The sequence below is a fragment of the Modicisalibacter muralis genome, assembly GCF_900102945.1.
In the GTDB taxonomy this organism is placed as follows: domain Bacteria; phylum Pseudomonadota; class Gammaproteobacteria; order Pseudomonadales; family Halomonadaceae; genus Modicisalibacter; species Modicisalibacter muralis.
In genome coordinates, this window is the sequence record NZ_FNGI01000001.1 from 723473 (window position 1) to 739580 (window position 16108).

General features: G+C 62.7%; 11 protein-coding genes. 3 read left to right on the plus strand and 8 right to left on the minus strand.

Going from position 1 to position 16108, the window contains the following annotated elements:
* The first annotated feature begins 69 nt into the window (after nucleotides 1–69).
* Genes tamA through msrA form a run of 3 tightly spaced genes read left to right on the plus strand, consistent with a single transcriptional unit; the run spans nucleotide 70 to nucleotide 6873 of the window.
* Entirely contained in the window at nucleotides 70–1938 is a 1869-nt protein-coding gene (gene tamA / locus BLR92_RS03430; protein WP_089725484.1) for an autotransporter assembly complex protein TamA, read from the plus strand.
* Nucleotides 1902–6182, plus strand: a complete 4281-nt coding sequence (gene tamB, locus BLR92_RS03435; protein ID WP_245703967.1) for an autotransporter assembly complex protein TamB — start codon at nucleotides 1902–1904, stop codon at nucleotides 6180–6182. Before tamA ends, tamB begins: the two co-directional genes overlap by 37 nt.
* Before the next feature lie 55 nt (nucleotides 6183–6237).
* Nucleotides 6238–6873, plus strand: a complete 636-nt coding sequence (gene msrA / locus BLR92_RS03440) for a peptide-methionine (S)-S-oxide reductase MsrA (protein WP_089725486.1) — start codon at nucleotides 6238–6240, stop codon at nucleotides 6871–6873.
* A 17-nt stretch (nucleotides 6874–6890) separates the two neighbouring features.
* Here the strand turns inward: msrA and BLR92_RS03445 are convergent, their stop codons facing one another.
* The 8 genes from BLR92_RS03445 to BLR92_RS03480 form a co-directional block, all read right to left on the minus strand.
* Nucleotides 6891–7913, minus strand: coding sequence for a hydrolase (locus BLR92_RS03445; RefSeq protein WP_089725488.1), 1023 nt, complete (start codon nucleotides 7911–7913; stop codon nucleotides 6891–6893).
* A gap of 64 nt (nucleotides 7914–7977) precedes the next feature.
* A complete protein-coding gene (pepQ, locus tag BLR92_RS03450; RefSeq protein WP_089725490.1) occupies nucleotides 7978–9288 on the minus strand; it encodes a Xaa-Pro dipeptidase in 1311 nt (436 codons plus the stop codon).
* A gap of 2 nt (nucleotides 9289–9290) precedes the next feature.
* Nucleotides 9291–10196 carry a LysR family transcriptional regulator gene (locus tag BLR92_RS03455; RefSeq protein ID WP_089725491.1) on the minus strand — a complete coding sequence of 302 codons (906 nt, stop codon included), beginning with the start codon at nucleotides 10194–10196 and terminating at the stop codon, nucleotides 9291–9293.
* An 82-nt stretch (nucleotides 10197–10278) separates the two neighbouring features.
* The gene (locus BLR92_RS03460; protein WP_089725493.1) at nucleotides 10279–11337 is read right to left on the minus strand and encodes an ABC transporter ATP-binding protein; all 1059 of its coding nucleotides are present in this window, start codon (nucleotides 11335–11337) and stop codon (nucleotides 10279–10281) included.
* Nucleotides 11334–12353: an ABC transporter ATP-binding protein gene (locus BLR92_RS03465; protein WP_089725494.1), complete on the minus strand. Its 1020-nt coding sequence runs from the start codon at nucleotides 12351–12353 to the stop codon at nucleotides 11334–11336. Before BLR92_RS03465 ends, BLR92_RS03460 begins: the two co-directional genes overlap by 4 nt.
* A gap of 3 nt (nucleotides 12354–12356) precedes the next feature.
* Complete coding sequence (locus tag BLR92_RS03470; protein WP_089725496.1) at nucleotides 12357–13301, minus strand: ABC transporter permease; 945 nt, start codon at nucleotides 13299–13301, stop codon at nucleotides 12357–12359.
* On the minus strand, nucleotides 13298–14347 hold the full coding sequence (locus tag BLR92_RS03475) for an ABC transporter permease (RefSeq protein ID WP_089725498.1): 1050 nt from the start codon (nucleotides 14345–14347) through the stop codon (nucleotides 13298–13300). Before BLR92_RS03475 ends, BLR92_RS03470 begins: the two co-directional genes overlap by 4 nt.
* Nucleotides 14348–14486: 139 nt before the next feature.
* Nucleotides 14487–16067 carry an ABC transporter substrate-binding protein gene (locus BLR92_RS03480; RefSeq protein ID WP_089725500.1) on the minus strand — a complete coding sequence of 527 codons (1581 nt, stop codon included), beginning with the start codon at nucleotides 16065–16067 and terminating at the stop codon, nucleotides 14487–14489.
* Between the last annotated feature and the right edge of the window lie 41 nt (nucleotides 16068–16108).

Genomic DNA, 16108 nt, shown 5'->3' on the forward strand with positions numbered 1-16108 from the left:
CGGCAGTCGTCCGGGTCCTGTCCGCCTGAGGTCGTCGGCGGTATGCGGCGTCGTGTGGGGTCTTGATCCATGCGCTCTAGTTGCCATGGAAAGCTGTTCGGCGCGCTGTTTCTGACGTCGCTGAGCGTGCCCGCACAGGCGCTCGAGGCGGAGGTTTCCGGTGTCAAGGGTGCCGTTGCCGAGAATGTGGCAACCTATCTCGTTGAATTGAAAGCTTCCGATTACGCCCGTCAGCGTCTGTTGGCCGAGGTTCGCCGACGCGCCGTCGAAGCGCTGCGTGCCTACGGTTATTATGAATCCGAGCTGGATATCCGGCTGGTCGGAGAGAAGTCCGTCGAGCGCGCCGTCATCCGCATTCAACCCGGGCCACGCGTCAAGATTACCGAGTTGTATGTCGAGGTGGCCGGCGCCGCCAGCGAAGACAGCGCCTTTCAACAGGTTCTCGACGACTTGCCATTGAAGGAAGGCGAACCGCTACTGCACTCCAAGTACGATGGCCTGCGCAATCGATTCTCCACGCTGGCCCTCGAACGGGGTTATTTCGAGGCCAGTTTCACCGAACGGCGCATCGAAGTTAGACCCTGGGAGCAAAGCGCCCGTATTTATCTAGAACTCGATAGCGGTCCGCGCTATCGGTTCGGCGAGGTGAATTTCGAAGGCAGCCAGATAGAGCAATCGCGGCTGCGCAATATGCTGCCGTTCAAGCCAGGCGATCCTTATCTGGCCGCTCAACTGGCCGAGTACAATCAACGCTTGAGCGAGACCGACTGGTTCAGCGGCATCGGCGTGCGGCCACGTATCGCCAGCGCGGCTAATACAGGGTCGGTGGCACAGGCTCAGCGTAACTGGTGGGAGGCGGTTGATCGCCAGTCGGCAAGCGGTAGTGGCGTGACCACCCCGGAAAGTGAGCTGCTATCGGCGAACGCCATCGATGCCGCGGTCGCCGTTGGTAGAGTCGGTCCGCCGACGGTGCCGGTGGACGTCAGCCTGACGCCGGCGGATCGTCACCAGTTCGAAGTGGGGATCGGCTATGCCACCGACGTAGGGCCGCGCACGCAGTTTTCCTGGCAGCAGCCATGGCTCAACGAGCAGGGCCATAGCCTCAATCACGAGCTTTACCTGTCCGGCCCCGAACAGCGTTTCAGCGGCGAATATGTCATGCCGCTCGAGAATCCGCTGCGCGATAGCTACGAACTGCTGTATGGGCTCAAGAACTTCGATAACGAAGATACCCAGAGTCTCGAAGCCTCGGTCGAGTTCGCCAGACGCTGGAAGTTCGATAATGGCTGGATCCAGCGCCTGTATTTTCGTACCAGTTACGAGGACTTCGTCCAGGCTGACCAGGAAGACCAGGTACTGTTGCTGTATCCCGGCATCAGTTGGACGCGCACGCGCACGCGCAATCCACGTTTTCCTACCTGGGGCGATCGTCAGAGCTTTTCGCTGGAAGTCTCCGATACGTCATGGGGCTCGGATGCCAATTTCGTGCGCGCCACCCTCGATTCGCAATGGATTCGCATGATCGGCAATGACAACCGCTTCGTCGGACGCATAGGCGCCGGCGCGATCAGTACCGATACCTTCGAAAAAATCCCCCCCTCGCTGCGCTTCTTTACCGGTGGCGATCGCACGGTGCGCGGTTACTCCTACGAGAGCCTGGCCCCGGAGAACGCCGACGGCGAGTTGCTCGGCGGCCAGCATATGTTCACCGCCAGCATAGAGGCGCAGCGCCGCGTTACCGGTAACTGGTGGGGCGCCGCCTTCGTCGATACCGGTAACGCCTTCAACGAATGGTGGCCGAACGATTTGGCGACCGGTGTTGGCCTGGGCGTACGCTGGGTGTCACCGGTCGGCCCGATTCGCCTGGATATCGCCCACCCCCTGGATGACGAGGAGGACTCTTGGCGTCTGCATTTCGCCATCGGGCCCGAGTTTTGATCTTTCTGCTGATTCGCCTGTTGTTGTGGCTGCCGACGTGGCTGCTGGGTCTCGTCTTCCTGCTGCTGGGCCTGGCGTTATCGCCCTGGGGCACCGGCTGGCTGATCTCCCAGGGTGAGCAGCGCGGCTTGTTGAGTGTCGAGAGCGTCACCGGCGCACCGCTCGATGAACTGACGCTGACCGAGCTGTCTCTGCAGGCCGGCCCAGCCGATATACGTGTCGGGCGTCTGCATCTGGCGTGGGCCGACGATTGCCTGCTCGATGGCAAGTTGTGCCTGGACGCCTTGCAACTCGAAGAGGTCGATGTGCGCATCGAGGAGACCGCGCCTACCACCGAAGAGCCGCCGCCCGAGCCGGCAAGCGGCGGTGGGTTGCCGTCGATCGCCGTGCCGTTCCCGATCGAATTGCGGGCGTTGGCGCTGCGCGATGTCGATGTACGAATGGCCGATGGCACCCGGTTGTCCTGGCAGCACTTTACGACCGGTGCACGCATCGCCGGCGATACCCTGACGTTATTACCGACGCGGTTGGTCGAACCGCGCCTGCGCTTGCCGACATCGCCGGGACAAACCCTGGCGTTGGCGCCCAGCACGGTACCTGCTGAAAACGAGTTGCCCGACGCCGAGGTCGAGACCGGAAACGCTAGCGAAGGCGCGAGCGCGAGCGATGTCAAGCATGCCGAGCGCGACGACCGCAACGAGGAAGCCGTCGCCTCGTCCGCTCAGGCCCAGCCAGCGGTTATTACTCCGACTGCCGATGCCATCGATGCCGCCATTGCCGTTACTCAGACGCCTGTCGCGCCATCGTCAGGCACATCGCAGGTCGCAAGTGATAAAAGCGCCGAGGCAGCGGTCCCGCTGAGCGAGCGTGAACGGCTGGCGTTGCCCGAGATCCGCTTGCCTATCGCCGTCGTCGTCCCCAGCCTGGTCATCGAGGATTTCCGCCTGGAAGGCCCGACGTCTTATGTCGTCGGGCGTCTGGCGCTCAGCCTGCGGGGGCGCGGCCATGACATTCAACTGAATAGCCTGAGGCTGGACTCGCCGGACGCCGATCTCGAACTCGCGGCGAGTGTCAGTCTGCGTGACGACTATCCGCTCGATGTCGATTTGAATGCGCAGATTCACCGCCCACCGGTGAGTGGGGAAAGCCTCGCGCTGACGCTCGATGGCAGCCTGGCGAACCTGAGCGCCGAATTGCAAGCGAGTGGCCCGGTTAGCGCGCAACTCGAGGCCCAGGCCGATGTATTGGCGCCGACGCTGCCTTTTCAAGTGACGCTGAATGCCGAGCAAATCGACTGGCCGCTCGCCGCCGATGCGTCCGGTGATACGGCTTCTTCCAATCAGGCCGAGCAGAAAACCGAGGCACCACAAGCGACCCCCCAGCCGAACGAGAACGCCGCTAATGAGGCTTCTTCCGGGGAAAGCGAGACGCCCTCGGCCCAGGAAGCTGAACAGAAACCCGATAGTTACCGCGTGCGCGATCTGGTACTGCGCGCCGAGGGCGATCTGACCGGCTACACGGCGGCGCTTTCGGCCGCCGTAACGGGAACGGCGATCCCCGAGGAAGTGCAACTGGCGATGGCCGGCGAGGGCGATCTCGAGCATTTCCAATGGCGGCCGCTATCGGTAGCGGTAGGTGGCGGTGCGCTGATCAGCCGGGGCGAGGTGCGCTGGACGCCGACGCTCGATGTCACCACCACGCTGCGCCTCGATCGCTTTGCGCTGGATGCCGTGACCGACGCCGTCAGCGGCACGCTTAACGGCGATGCCCGGGTGCATTTCGCCATGGGCGAGCAGGGCTGGACGCTGGATGTGCCACGGCTAGCCATCGATGGCACCCTGCAGGATCGCCCGCTGGCGCTCGACGCTCGGCTCAGCGGCAATAGCGACATGCGCTGGGTCATCGATCGGTTGCGTCTGCGCCAAGGGCAGAATAGCCTGACCGCCAACGGGCGCATCGCCGAAAACATGACATTGAGCGGCGAACTCGACGCTCCGGCACTGGCGACACTGCTGCCCGAGCTCGGTGGCAGCGCGCGTGGTAGTTTCTCGCTGGGCGGTACCTTCGAGGCACCGCAACTGGACCTGACGCTCAGCGGCGAGGCGTTGCGCTACGCCGAGAATTCGCTGGATAGCTTGAGTCTCGAGGCCGAAGTCGCCGGTCTGGACGATCCGAGTCTCGATGTCGCGCTGGATGTCGGCGGACTGAATGCCGCGGGCCAGCGCTTCACGCGGCTGGCGTTGGATCTCAATGGCCGCTTGTCGCAGCACCGCCTGACGTTTTCCGCCGATGCCGCTCCGCAAATGCCGTTGGCACGCGCGGCGCTGGTATTGGAAGGCGACCTCAACGCGGCACGCGACCGTTACCGAGGGCGCCTGCTTTCGCTCGAGGTCGACAGTGAGCAGGCCGAATTGCGCCTCGACGCACCGATGGTCTTCAGCGCCAATCTGGCCGCCAGCAGTGTCACGGTCGAGCCCTTCTGCCTGACGCGCCGCCAGGGCGGTAGCCTGTGCCTGATCGAGGCGCTCAACGCTTCGGCCCAGCGCGGCGATCTGCGCCTGGCGCTACGTGAAGTGCCCATGGATCTGTTGGCGGCGTCATTGCCGGAAGGCTGGAGTGCCGGGGGCCGCACCGACGGCGAGATTCAGCTCGATTGGTCCGCCGGCGGTCAGCGCTGGTCGGCCGACGCCAATGTGCAAAGCCGCCTGGCGCTGAGTGGCCAGGATGCCTATGGTCAGCCCTGGTCATTGCCCGAATCGACGTTGTCGCTGGATCTCGATGCCACCCAGGCCCGGGCGCAATTGAATGCCGATCTGACACTCGCCGAGGCCGGCCAGATTCAGCTCGATGTGAATGTCGACGACCCCGCTGGCGCGGCCGCGCTGGAAGGGCGCTTGCGCCTCGACGATATTCGTCTTTCTCCGTATCGGACGTTGGTGACCGGCCTGCAGCGGCTCGAGGGAGCGATCAACGGCGATGTGTCCTTGAGCGGCGATTTGAGCAATCCACGCCTGAATGGGCAACTGGCACTCGATGGCCTGCGCGCCCAGGGCGGCGACATCCCGCTCGAGGTTCGCGACGGCCGCCTGGAAATCGCCTTGCTAGGCGATAACGCAACGCTGCAGGGCTTCATTGCCGCTGAAGAAGGGCGTTTGAACATCCAGGGCGATGCCCGTTGGCCACAGCCCGGGCAATGGCAGGCCGACCTGTCGTTGGACGGTAGTGAAACGCCGTTGCTGGTCGTGTTGCCGGCTTTCGGGCGTCTCAAGGTGGCACCGGATATCGATATCGACGCCTCACCGGAACTGTTGCGTATTCGCGGCCAGGTACGGGTGCCCTGGGGGCGTTTGGAAGTCGCCGAGGTACCGCCTTCCGCGGTATCGCCGAGCAGCGATGCGGTGATCATTACCCGTGAAGATGAAGCCGAGGCCCGCCGCGAGGCGCAGCAGGATAATGAGCAGGCTGGCGAAGGCGCGGATGAAGCCACTGCCCAGGCACTGGCCGACGCCGGCATGCGGCTCGACGTGCGCATCGAGGTTATTCTCGGCCCCGATGTGCAACTCGAGGCTTATGGGCTGGAGGCTTCGTTGGCGGGGGAATTGCAGGTGCGTCAGGGCAGTGGGCCCGTGCAGTTGTTCGGCGATGTCAGCCTGGTGGATGGACGCTTCCAGGCCTTTGGCCAGGATCTGATCATTCGCGAGGGCGAAGTGCTGTTCAGCGGCCCGGCGTCGCAGCCGTACCTGCAATTCGAGGCCATCCGCAATCCAGAGGCGACCGAGGACGATGTCATCGCCGGCTTGCGCGTCACGGGGCCGGCCGCACAGCCGAGCCTGGAAATTTTCTCTGAGCCGGCGATGAATGAAAGCCGCGCGCTATCCTATCTCTTGCGTGGCCGCGCGCCCGACGATTCAGGCGGTGCCGACGGCGCGCTGACATCGGCGCTGATCGGGCTGTCGCTATCGCGTACCGGTGGGGCCGTGGGGCAGTTGGGCCAGGCCTTCGGCGTCGAGGAACTGAGCCTGGATGCCGCAGGTAGCGGGGAAGATAGCCAGGTGGTCGTCAGTGGCCAGTTGACCGACGAGCTCCAGGTCAGCTATGGCGTGGGCATCTTCTCGCCGATCGCCGAACTGACGCTGCGCTACAAGCTGCTGCAGAATCTGTATCTAGAAGCGGTGTCGGGTGCGGCCCAGGCCGTCGATTTGATCTATACCTTCAGTTTCGGGCGCAGTGACGATTTGCCGTGATACTGCCGCCTCGATCTTTCGATGCAACCAATCAACACGCGGGAGGAATCGCGTCATGTGGACAACCGACAAACAGCGCATGCCAACGGCCGAGCAGGCCTTGCCGGGGCGTCAGGAGCCGTTGCGGATCAGTGGCGAGCATCGCGTCAACCAGCGTTCGATGCTCGCGCCGTTCCCAGCGGGGTGCGAAGAGGTGGTGTTGGGCCTGGGTTGCTTCTGGGGCGCCGAACGCCTGTTCTGGGAGCTGCCCGGCGTGTACGTCACCGCGGTAGGTTATGCCGGCGGTTTCACGCCGAACCCGACCTACGAGGAAACGTGCACTGGACTTACCGGCCATAGCGAGGTCGTGCGGGTGGTTTTCGATCCTACCGAAATTGGCTTGCCGGAGTTGTTGCAGGTGTTCTGGGAGGCGCACGATCCGACTCAGGGCATGCGTCAGGGCAACGATGTCGGCAGTCAGTACCGTTCGGCGATTTATACCACCACCGATGCGCAACTGGCGCTGGCCGAACGGAGCCGCGAGCAATACCAGCGCGCTTTGGAAAACGCGGGCAAGGGGACGATCACCACCGAGATAGCGCCGCTCGAAGCATTCTACGTCGCCGAGGAGTATCACCAGCAATACCTGGCCAAGAATCCCGGCGGTTATTGTGGCTTGAAAGGCACCGGGGTGAGCTGCCCGATCGGTTAGGCGATATCCGCAGGGCTTCAGTCGCGGCCGGCGGTGGCTCTGATCTGGCGTGGCACCGACGCCCAGTCCTGCAATTGCAGGGCGACGCGCCGCGCCAGCCAGGAGTTCAGGCGGCTGCGGTAGGATTCCATGAAACCCACATGACCACCCTGGCGGGCGATTTCGACGCGCACCGCATCGCTTGGCGTGGGCAGTTTTTCGAACAGATTGCCGGGCATGAAAGGGTCGTCGGCGGCATGCAGGATCAGCGTGGGCAGTTCGATGTCGCCGATGAGTCGCCCGGCCGAGGCGCGGCGGTAATAATCGCTGGCCGAGGAGAAGCCGTGAAGTGGCGCGGTGACTTCGTTGTCGTAGGCCCAGAAGCTGTCGAGGCGCTTGAGTTGCTGTGGCGAAAGCCGAATCGGCAACGGCCCATTGGCCATCTTGGCGATGACTTTGCTTTTGAGTGTCTTCAGTAGGTGACGCTGGTAATTGCGCGCGAAGCCACGATTCAGCGCATCGGCGCTGGTGGCCAGGTCGAGAGGGGCGCTGATGGCAATCGCTCCCGCCAGATCCAGGCCATCGCCGCCCTGTTCAGCGACCAGTTTGACCAGCATGTTCCCCCCCAGCGAAACGCCGGCGGCAACCTTGATCGCGCGCGGATAGCGCTGCGCCAACAAGCCGATCAGCCAATAGGCGTCGGCGGTATCGCCGGAATGATAGGCTCGCGCCAGCCGATTGGGCGCGCGACCACAGCCCCGGAAATGCATCAGTACGGCGCGCCAACCGAGCGATGCGGCGGTCGCAAGCAGGTCACGGGCGTAAGGCGAGTCGAAGGAGCCCTCGAGGCCGTGGAACAGCACGAACAGTGGGGCATCGTCACGCTCGGGTGCCGGGCGCACCCAAGCCAGCTCGACGAAATCGCCATCGGGGAGGTTAAGAATCTCGGTATCGCGCTCGAGCGCCGTCAGCGGCCGCAGGCGCGGCAGCAGCGTCTGCACATGGCGATTGCTCAAGCCACGAGCGGCCTGAAAATCGGCGGGAACGATGGTGCGTGACATATCGGCCTCGCTATGAGATCTCTCCCAGCATATCCCGCCGGGGCCGTCTGGTGATAGCCGACCTTTAGCGGGTCAGGTTGATCGGCCCTTCGCTGCCCACCACGACATTATCCTCGATACGAATTCCGCCGTGTGGCATCAGCCGCCCAACCGCTTGCCAATCGATGTCGCGACCGGCTGGAGTATCGCGCAATGGCTCGAGCAGCAAGGGAATAAAATACAGCCCCGGTTCCATCGTGACCGCCATGCCGGCTTCCAGTTCCCGGGTGAGGCGCAACGCCGGGTCGTTTTCAGGTGCCGGTAGTGGCTCTCCTCGTGGGTCCTGGCGCCCCGCGACATCATGCACCTGCAGCCCGAGTAGGTGCCCCAGGCCATGCGGACAGAAGGCGCGGGTAATGCCGCTTTCCACTGCGGACTCGGCGCTACAACGTACCAGGCCCTGAGTGCGCAGCAGCTCACCCAGGTGATGATGCATCGAGTGGTGCAGATCGACATAACCGACCCCGGGGCGAATGGCTGCGATCAGTGCCTGTTGCAGGGCATCGACACCCGAGATCAACTCGGCGAACTGGGTGTCGGCAGCGGGGCCGGCCCAGGTGCGAGTGATATCGGCGGCGTAGCCCGCCACGCGATGGCCGGCATCGACCAGCAGGCTGCGACGATGTTCGGGCGCTTCGATATCGTAATGCTGATAGTGCAGGACACCGGCATGGGCGTTGAGTCCGACGATGTTCTGATAAGGCACCTCGGATTCGCGCTGGCGGCTCGCGCCCAGGTAGGCGAGTTGGATATCCAACTCGGCGCCACCGGCGAGAAAGGCATCACGGGCCGCGTGATGGCCGGCCAGGGCCAGCCGGTTGGCTTCGCTCAGGCAGTCGATCTCGTAGTCGCTCTTGCGCACGCGCAGCTCATCGAGTGCGCGAGTCAGCGCGGGAGGGTTGAGTTCGGCGCCTATCCGGTCGGCCAGTTCGGGCGTGACATCGCCGAGCACCGCCAGGCGCTTGCCCGCTCGACTGGCCAGTACGCTCGGTGGCTGGGCGTCAGTCGCGGTTTCGATGGTGAAGCGCTGTGTCCAGGCAGCATTGGGAATCTGTGGAGCCAGATGCCAGAAATCGGCCGGCGCATGAAAGCGCAATAGCGGGGGCTGTCCGGGCCGGATCAGCAGCCAGCTATGGCTTAGCCCGGGTTGGGCGATCCAGTGCAGGAAATGGCCATAGGTCGCGAAGCTGGCCTCCTGGTCGTCGCCGAAATGTCGATGCGGATGGCCGCTGTAGAGCAGTACGCCATCGTAGCCATGGGTGTCGAGGAGCGTTGCATAAGCGCGTTCGAGTGCGTCCAGGTGGGCCAGGTGCAGCGTCGTGCGAGAATCGGTCATCGTTAAGTCTCCTGCAGTTGTTGCCATAGCTCGTCGAGCCCAGGGTGGCGATGTTGGCGTCTACGGTACAGGCGCAGTTCGAGTGGCACATCCCAGCGAGTATCGCCGGCGCGTACCAGATCGCCACTGTCGAGCGCACGCCGGGCGGCGCGTAACGGCAACCAGCCCAGGCCATAGCCTTGAATCACCAGTTCCTTGATGTTGGCGGTCTGGACGTTTTCGTTGAGCGTGATCAGGTGCGCCTGTTGTGCTGAGTGCGCCAAGTGCGCGTCGAGCACGGCATGCAGCAGTCCGCGCGGATGATAGGCGATATACGGCAGTGGTTGGCGACGGTTGCCGGGTAGGGCGTGGCGGGGCAGGCCATCGGCATCGGCGGCGCAGATCGGCACCAGAACCTCCTGACCGACGCGCAGATACTCGTAACCCGCCAGGTCGATATCCAATGGACAGCGCCCGCGCGGCCAATAGCAAAGGGCGAGGTCGCATTCGTCGCGATCCAGCGCCTGGAAATAGTCGTTCAATAGCCAGCCGGTGGCGCGCAGGTACGGTTCGACCCGCTGTTGCAGGCCATGTCGTTCGAGCCAGCTCGGCAACAGATATGACAATAGACTCTGCGGGGCGGCCATGACGATACGCCGAGCCTGATCCTCGCTGATCTGATGGATGCGTTCACGGGTCAGGCGCACCCGATCGGTGACCTGCTCGCAAAGCAGCAGGAACTCCTCCCCGGCCGGGGTTAGCGACAGTGGCAGGGTCTGACGATTGATCAGCGTGGTTCCCATCGCTTCTTCGAGCAGCTTGATGCGTCGCGAGAAGGTTGGCTGCGTGACGTTCTGCGTATCGGCGGCGCGCGAGAAATGGCGAGTCTTTGCCAAGGTGATGAAGTCTTCCAGCCAGCGAATCTCCATCGATTACCTCGTTCGCGGATGCACAGCGTATGTTGCGCGGTATTGTGGCATGCCGCCAGTGTTTGCTATCGATGGCATATCGCTACAGACGACCTTCTTCCACCGCATGGCAGGCGACCTGGGCGCCATGCCCGATGGGAATCGCTCGAGGTACCTCGCGGCGACAGCGTTCGTTGGCATGCGGGCAGCGGCCATGGAAAACACAGCCCGACGGCAGGTTGACCGGAGTCGGCACCTCGCCGGAAAGGCGAATGTACTCGGGCCGGTCGTCTTCGAGCCGGGGGATGGCCGATAGTAGCGCTTGAGTATAGGGGTGGCGTGGCTGGGAGAACAGCGTATGGGTTTCGGCCACTTCGCAGACCCTCCCCAGGTACATCACCACCACTCGGGTGCCGAAATGTTCGACGACCGCCAGGTCGTGGGTGATGAACAGGTAAGTCAATTGGCGACTCTCCTGGGCGTCCATCATCAGATTGAGAACCTGGGCCTGGATGGAGACGTCGAGCGCTGATATCGGCTCGTCGGCGACGATGAATTCGGGGTCCACCGCCAGCGCGCGAGCGATGGCGATGCGTTGACGCTGCCCGCCGGAAAACTCATGGCCGAAGCGCTTGCCCCACTCGGGGTCGATCCCCACCGAGGCCATCACCTCGGCGACCTGCTGACGAATGCGCTCGCGGCTCCAGTCGGGATGGTGAAAGCGCAGCGGCTCCTCCAGCGTTTGCTGAATGGTCATGCGTGGGTTCAGCGAGGCATAGGGGTTTTGGAAGATCATCTGCATGCGCCGCCGGTAGGGCAATAGCTGGCGTGGGCTGAGATGATCGATACGCTCGCCGGCGTAGCGGATTTCGCCACGCGTCGGCGACAGCAAGCCCATGACCATGCGCGCCACGGTGGACTTGCCGCAGCCGGATTCACCGACCACGCATAACGCTTCGCCGCGCTTGACATCGATATCGACGCCATTGATGGCATGCACGAATTCCTGGCGGCGTACCAGTTTGCCGCGCTGGAAGCGCAATTGTTCGAGAAAGTCGCCGGACAGCGCGAAGTGTTTTTCCAGGCCGCGAATCTCGACCAGTGTCTCATCGGTGGTGGTCACGGTGGCGGCAGCGGTCGGTTGTTGTAGTGTTTGAATCATGAAGCCTCCCCTGGCTCTACTGGGTCGCGCTCGACGAGCTCACGCACCATATGGCAGGCGACGTGGCAATTGCCTGAGGTGACGAAGGCCGGCACGTCTTCGCGGCAATCACGCCGGCGCTGGCCAGCGGCATCGGTCGAGAAACCGCAGCGTGGATGGAACGCGCAGCCTGGCGGTGTCTTGGCCAGGGGCGGCATGGCGCCGGGAATCTGGTTGAGGCGACTGCCCGGTGACGCCATCTGCGGCAGGGCATTGATCAGGCCTTGCGTATAAGGATGCTGGGCATCGTTGATGATCTCGCGGGTCGGCCCCTGTTCGATCACCCGCCCGGCATACATCACCAGCGTGCGCTGGGTAACCTGGCTGACCACGCCGAGATCGTGGGTGATCAGGATCAACGCGACGTTGTGTTTTTCGCATAGCTCCAGCAGCAGCGACATGATCTCGGCCTGGATGGTCACGTCGAGCGCGGTGGTCGGCTCGTCGGCGACGATGATGTCGGGATCGAGCAGCAGGGCGATGGCGATGATGATGCGCTGGCGCATACCGCCGGAGAGTTCATGCGGATACTGGTCGAGACGCTTTTCCGGCGAGGGAATGTATACCTGACGCAGCTTGTTCAGTGCGATCTCGCGGGCCTCGCGGGAGCGTATGCGACGATGCGCCTTCAAGCACTCGATCATCTGCTCGCCGACGGTCAGCACCGGATTGAGCGTCATCATCGGGTCCTGGAAGATCATCGATATCTGATTGCCGCGAATGTTCTGCAATGCGCGAGGCTTGAGCCGGGTCAGGTCGCGGCCTTCGAAGAGAATGCTGCCGCCGGCGATATAGCCCGGCTTGGCGATCAGATTGAGGATGGTGAACGCGGCCACCGACTTGCCGGCGCCGGATTCGCCGACGATACCCAGGCGTTCGCCACGGTCGAGCGTGAAGCTGACGTCGCGCAGCGCCCGCACTTCGCCCTGGCGTAGGGCGAAGCGCACGTCGAGATGGGAGACTTCGAGTAATGCCATGGCTCAGCCCTTGTAGAGTCGTGGGTTCATGACGTCGCGCAGCCAGTCGCCGAGCAGGTTGATCACCAATACCAACACGACCAGTACCGCGCCGGGCAGCAGGGTGATCCACCAGGAACCGGATTGCAGGTAGTCGAAACCCGATTTGATCAGCGAGCCCAGCGATGGCTGCGTCTCGGGCATGCCCAGACCCAGGAACGACAGCGCCGCCTCGGAAATGATTGCATTGGCGATCTGCACGGTCGAGATGACGAAGATCGGCGATAGCGTATTGGGCAGGATATGCCGGAACATGATGCGCTTGGCGCGAAAACCCATGACCCGCGCGGCATCGACGTATTCCTTGCTGCGTTCGGCAAGCACCGAAGCGCGCACGGTGCGCGCGTACTGCGGCCATTCGGCGAGACCGATGATCAGCACCAACAGCAGAACGGCATGTTCGCTATAGGTCGCGCCGCCAAAGGTGGCCTTGAACACCGCGCCGACGATGATGGCCACCATCAGGGTCGAGAACGACAGTTGGATATCGGCGAGACGCATCAGAAAGGCATCGACCCGACCGCCCAGATAACCCGCCAGCAGGCCGAAGGTGACGCCGATCAGGGCTTGAAGGATTACCGCGCCGAAGCCGATGATCAGCGACACGCGAGCGCCGTAGAGAATCGTCGATAGCATGTCGCGACCCAAGGCATCGGTGCCGAGTGGATATTTCGCGTCGCTGCCGTCGATCCAGAACGGCGGCAGCTCCGAGTCGAGGATGAACACCTGCGACAGGTCGTAGGGGTTGATTGACGCCAGCCAGGGTGCCAACAACGCGGCGGAAACCATGATGACGAAGATCACGAAACACACCTGGGCGATCCAGTCGTGCTTGAAACTGTAGAACAGATACGAATCGCGGAAGCGGGCCCAGTGCGTCGGTGGGGTCGTCGTCGTTGCGTTACTCATGCGGGTTTCCCTGTCAGTTTGACGGTGGGATTGACCAGGCCGTAGATCAGGTCGACCAGTGTATTGGTGATCACGAAGATAAGCCCGACCACCATCAGATAGGTGACGATCAGCGGAATGTCGGAGCGTTCGATGGCATCGAGGAACATCAGGCCCATTCCCGGCCACTGGAAGACCGTCTCGGTGAGAATGGTGTAAGCGACCAGCGTACCGATCTGCACGCCGCCCACGGTGATTACCGGCAGCATGGTGTTCTTGAGCGCATGCAGGAAGTAGATGCGCCGCATGCCGATGCCCTTGGCCTTGGCGAATTTGACGTACTCCGACTGCAGTACCTCGAGCATTTCGGCGCGAATCAGGCGAATGAACAGCGGCAGCATGATCGACGCCAGCGAGACGGCCGGCAGTACCAGGTAGATCAGGCTATCCCACCCCGCGAAATTGGTGTACCAGGTGCCGAAGACGTGAGTGAGTTCGTGGCCACGCCCGTAGGCGGGCATGCCGCCATCGGTCGAGATCAGGTCGTTGAGCCAGCTTCCCCAGCCGGTTTCGCTCGGGAACGGGGTGAAAGTGACGCCGATGGCGAAGATCTGAATCAGCACGATGGCGGTCAGGAAGACCGGTATTGAAATCCCCACGGTGGAAACGCCCATGAAGAACCGCGCGAGTAGCGCGCGTGGCCGAATGGCGCTGTAAACGCCGATCGGCACCGACAACAGCACGATCAGCAGCGTGGTCGCCGCGACCAGTTCCAGGGTTGCCGGCAAATGCCGCAAGATCACCTCGGTGGTCGGCTGGTTGTAGAAATACGAATAGCCGAAATCGAAGTGCATGGCATTCTTGGCGAAGCGCACGTACTGCACCAGGAAAGGGTCGTTGAGACCGAGTTCCTCGCGCAGCGCCTCGCGTTCGCTCTCGGGAACCGATTGGCCGACCATCTGCTGGATGGGGTCGCCGAGATTGTCCTGGATGGCGAAGCTGATCACGCTAATGACGAACATGACCAGGAAGGCGTGAAACAACCGCTTGATCAAAAAGGCAATCATGGACCGCATGTCCTGTACTTAACGAAGAAACCATGAACGACGAGGTAATCGTTGGCTGGTTTCCCGGCTTGGATTTGGGGCAGGTACCGCCCACGCGAGCGTCGCGTTCGCGTGGGCGGCATGGTTCGAGCGTCGTGGTCTATTTGTCTTGCTCGATGACCAGGTCCCCGAGGTAGGGGAAGTTCATCACGTTGATGACCGGCGCAATATTGACTCCATCACGCGCTGCCCAGGCCAGATCCTGCCAATGCAGGGGAATGAACGCGGCGTCCTCGTAGAGCGCTTTCTCGACGGCCTGGAGCATCTTGGCCCGTTCGCCACGGTCGGTTTCGAGGTTGGCCGCGGCGACCATCGCGTCGATCTCGGGGTTGCAGTACATGCCGGAGTTGTATTGGCCGGCGCCGGTCTCGGCATCGGGACATTGGGTGAGGTACTGATAGAAGTTCGCCGAATCCTCGGTATCGGAGTGCCAGCCGATCATCATCATGTCGGCGGCGTGATCGTCGAAGGCCGTCCAGTACTGAGCCTTGGGCAGGGTCTTGAGATCGACGGTGACATCGATACGCGCGAGCATCGCCGCGACCGCCTGGGCGATCCTGGCGTCGTTCACGTAACGATTGTTGGGCGCCATCATGGTGATGCTGAACCCATCGGCGTAGCCGGCTTCGGCCATGAGCTCCTCGGCGCGCTCGACATCGTAGCGCATCTCGAGATCGGGATTGTGGCCATCGTAACCCTTGGGCGATAACTGGGCGGCAGGGGTGGCGAAGCCTTTCATCAGGCGTTCGGCGATGGCTTTCTGGTTGACCGCGTAGGCGAATGCCTTACGCACACGGGGGTCCTGGAAGGCCTCGACACGCTCTTCGTTCATCTGGAAAAGGATGATGCGCGTACCCGAGAGGGTTTCCAGGTTGACGTTCTCGTCTTCGCGCACTCGCTCGAGATCGTTGGGCGGCACCGGCGCGATGAAGCCGACATCGCCGGAAAGCAGGGCGGCGACACGGGTCGCGTTCTCGCTGATCGGCGTGAATACGATGTGATCGACATTGCCCGGCGATTTCTTGTCCCAGTAGCCCTCGAAGCGCTCGAACTCGATCTTGACGCCTTGCTGGCGCTCGGTGACCACATAGGGGCCGGTGCCCGACATGTGCCGCGACGCGTAGGAATTGCCATTCTTGACGATCGCGCCCTTGTCCTTGCCGCTCTCGGTAGTGCCGGAGTAGAACTCGCTGTCCATCGGGAAGAGGTAAGTCGCCAGATTGAGCAGCAGCGGGTAGGGCTTCTTGGTCTTGATCTCGACGGTGGTGGCGTCGATGGCCTCGGCGCTGGCGATCGGCTCGAAGATCGCCTTGTAATCGGGGCTTCGCTTCAGGCGCTCAATGGTCCACACCACATCCTTGGCGGTGAAGTCGTTGCCGCTGTGAAACTTGACGCCCTCGCGCAGGGTGAAGCGCATGGTGGTGTCGTCGACCTGATTCCAGCTCGTTGCCAGGCGTGGCTCGAATTCGAAATCCTGGGTCCAGCGCACCAAGGGGTCGAAGGACATGTGCGAGAGTTGCAACATGCCGCCGGCAAGCTGTTCGTGAATGTCCAGCGAAACCGGATCGGCATCGTAGGCCATGCGTAGGGTGATGTCGTCGGAATCCTGAGCACTGGCAATCAGCGGCAGGCTGAAGGCGGCGCCTACCAGCGTGGCAAGCAGGGTTTTTTTGAACGTCATGACAAAGCCCGAAGTGGTTGATTGTTCGTTATATGACCCTT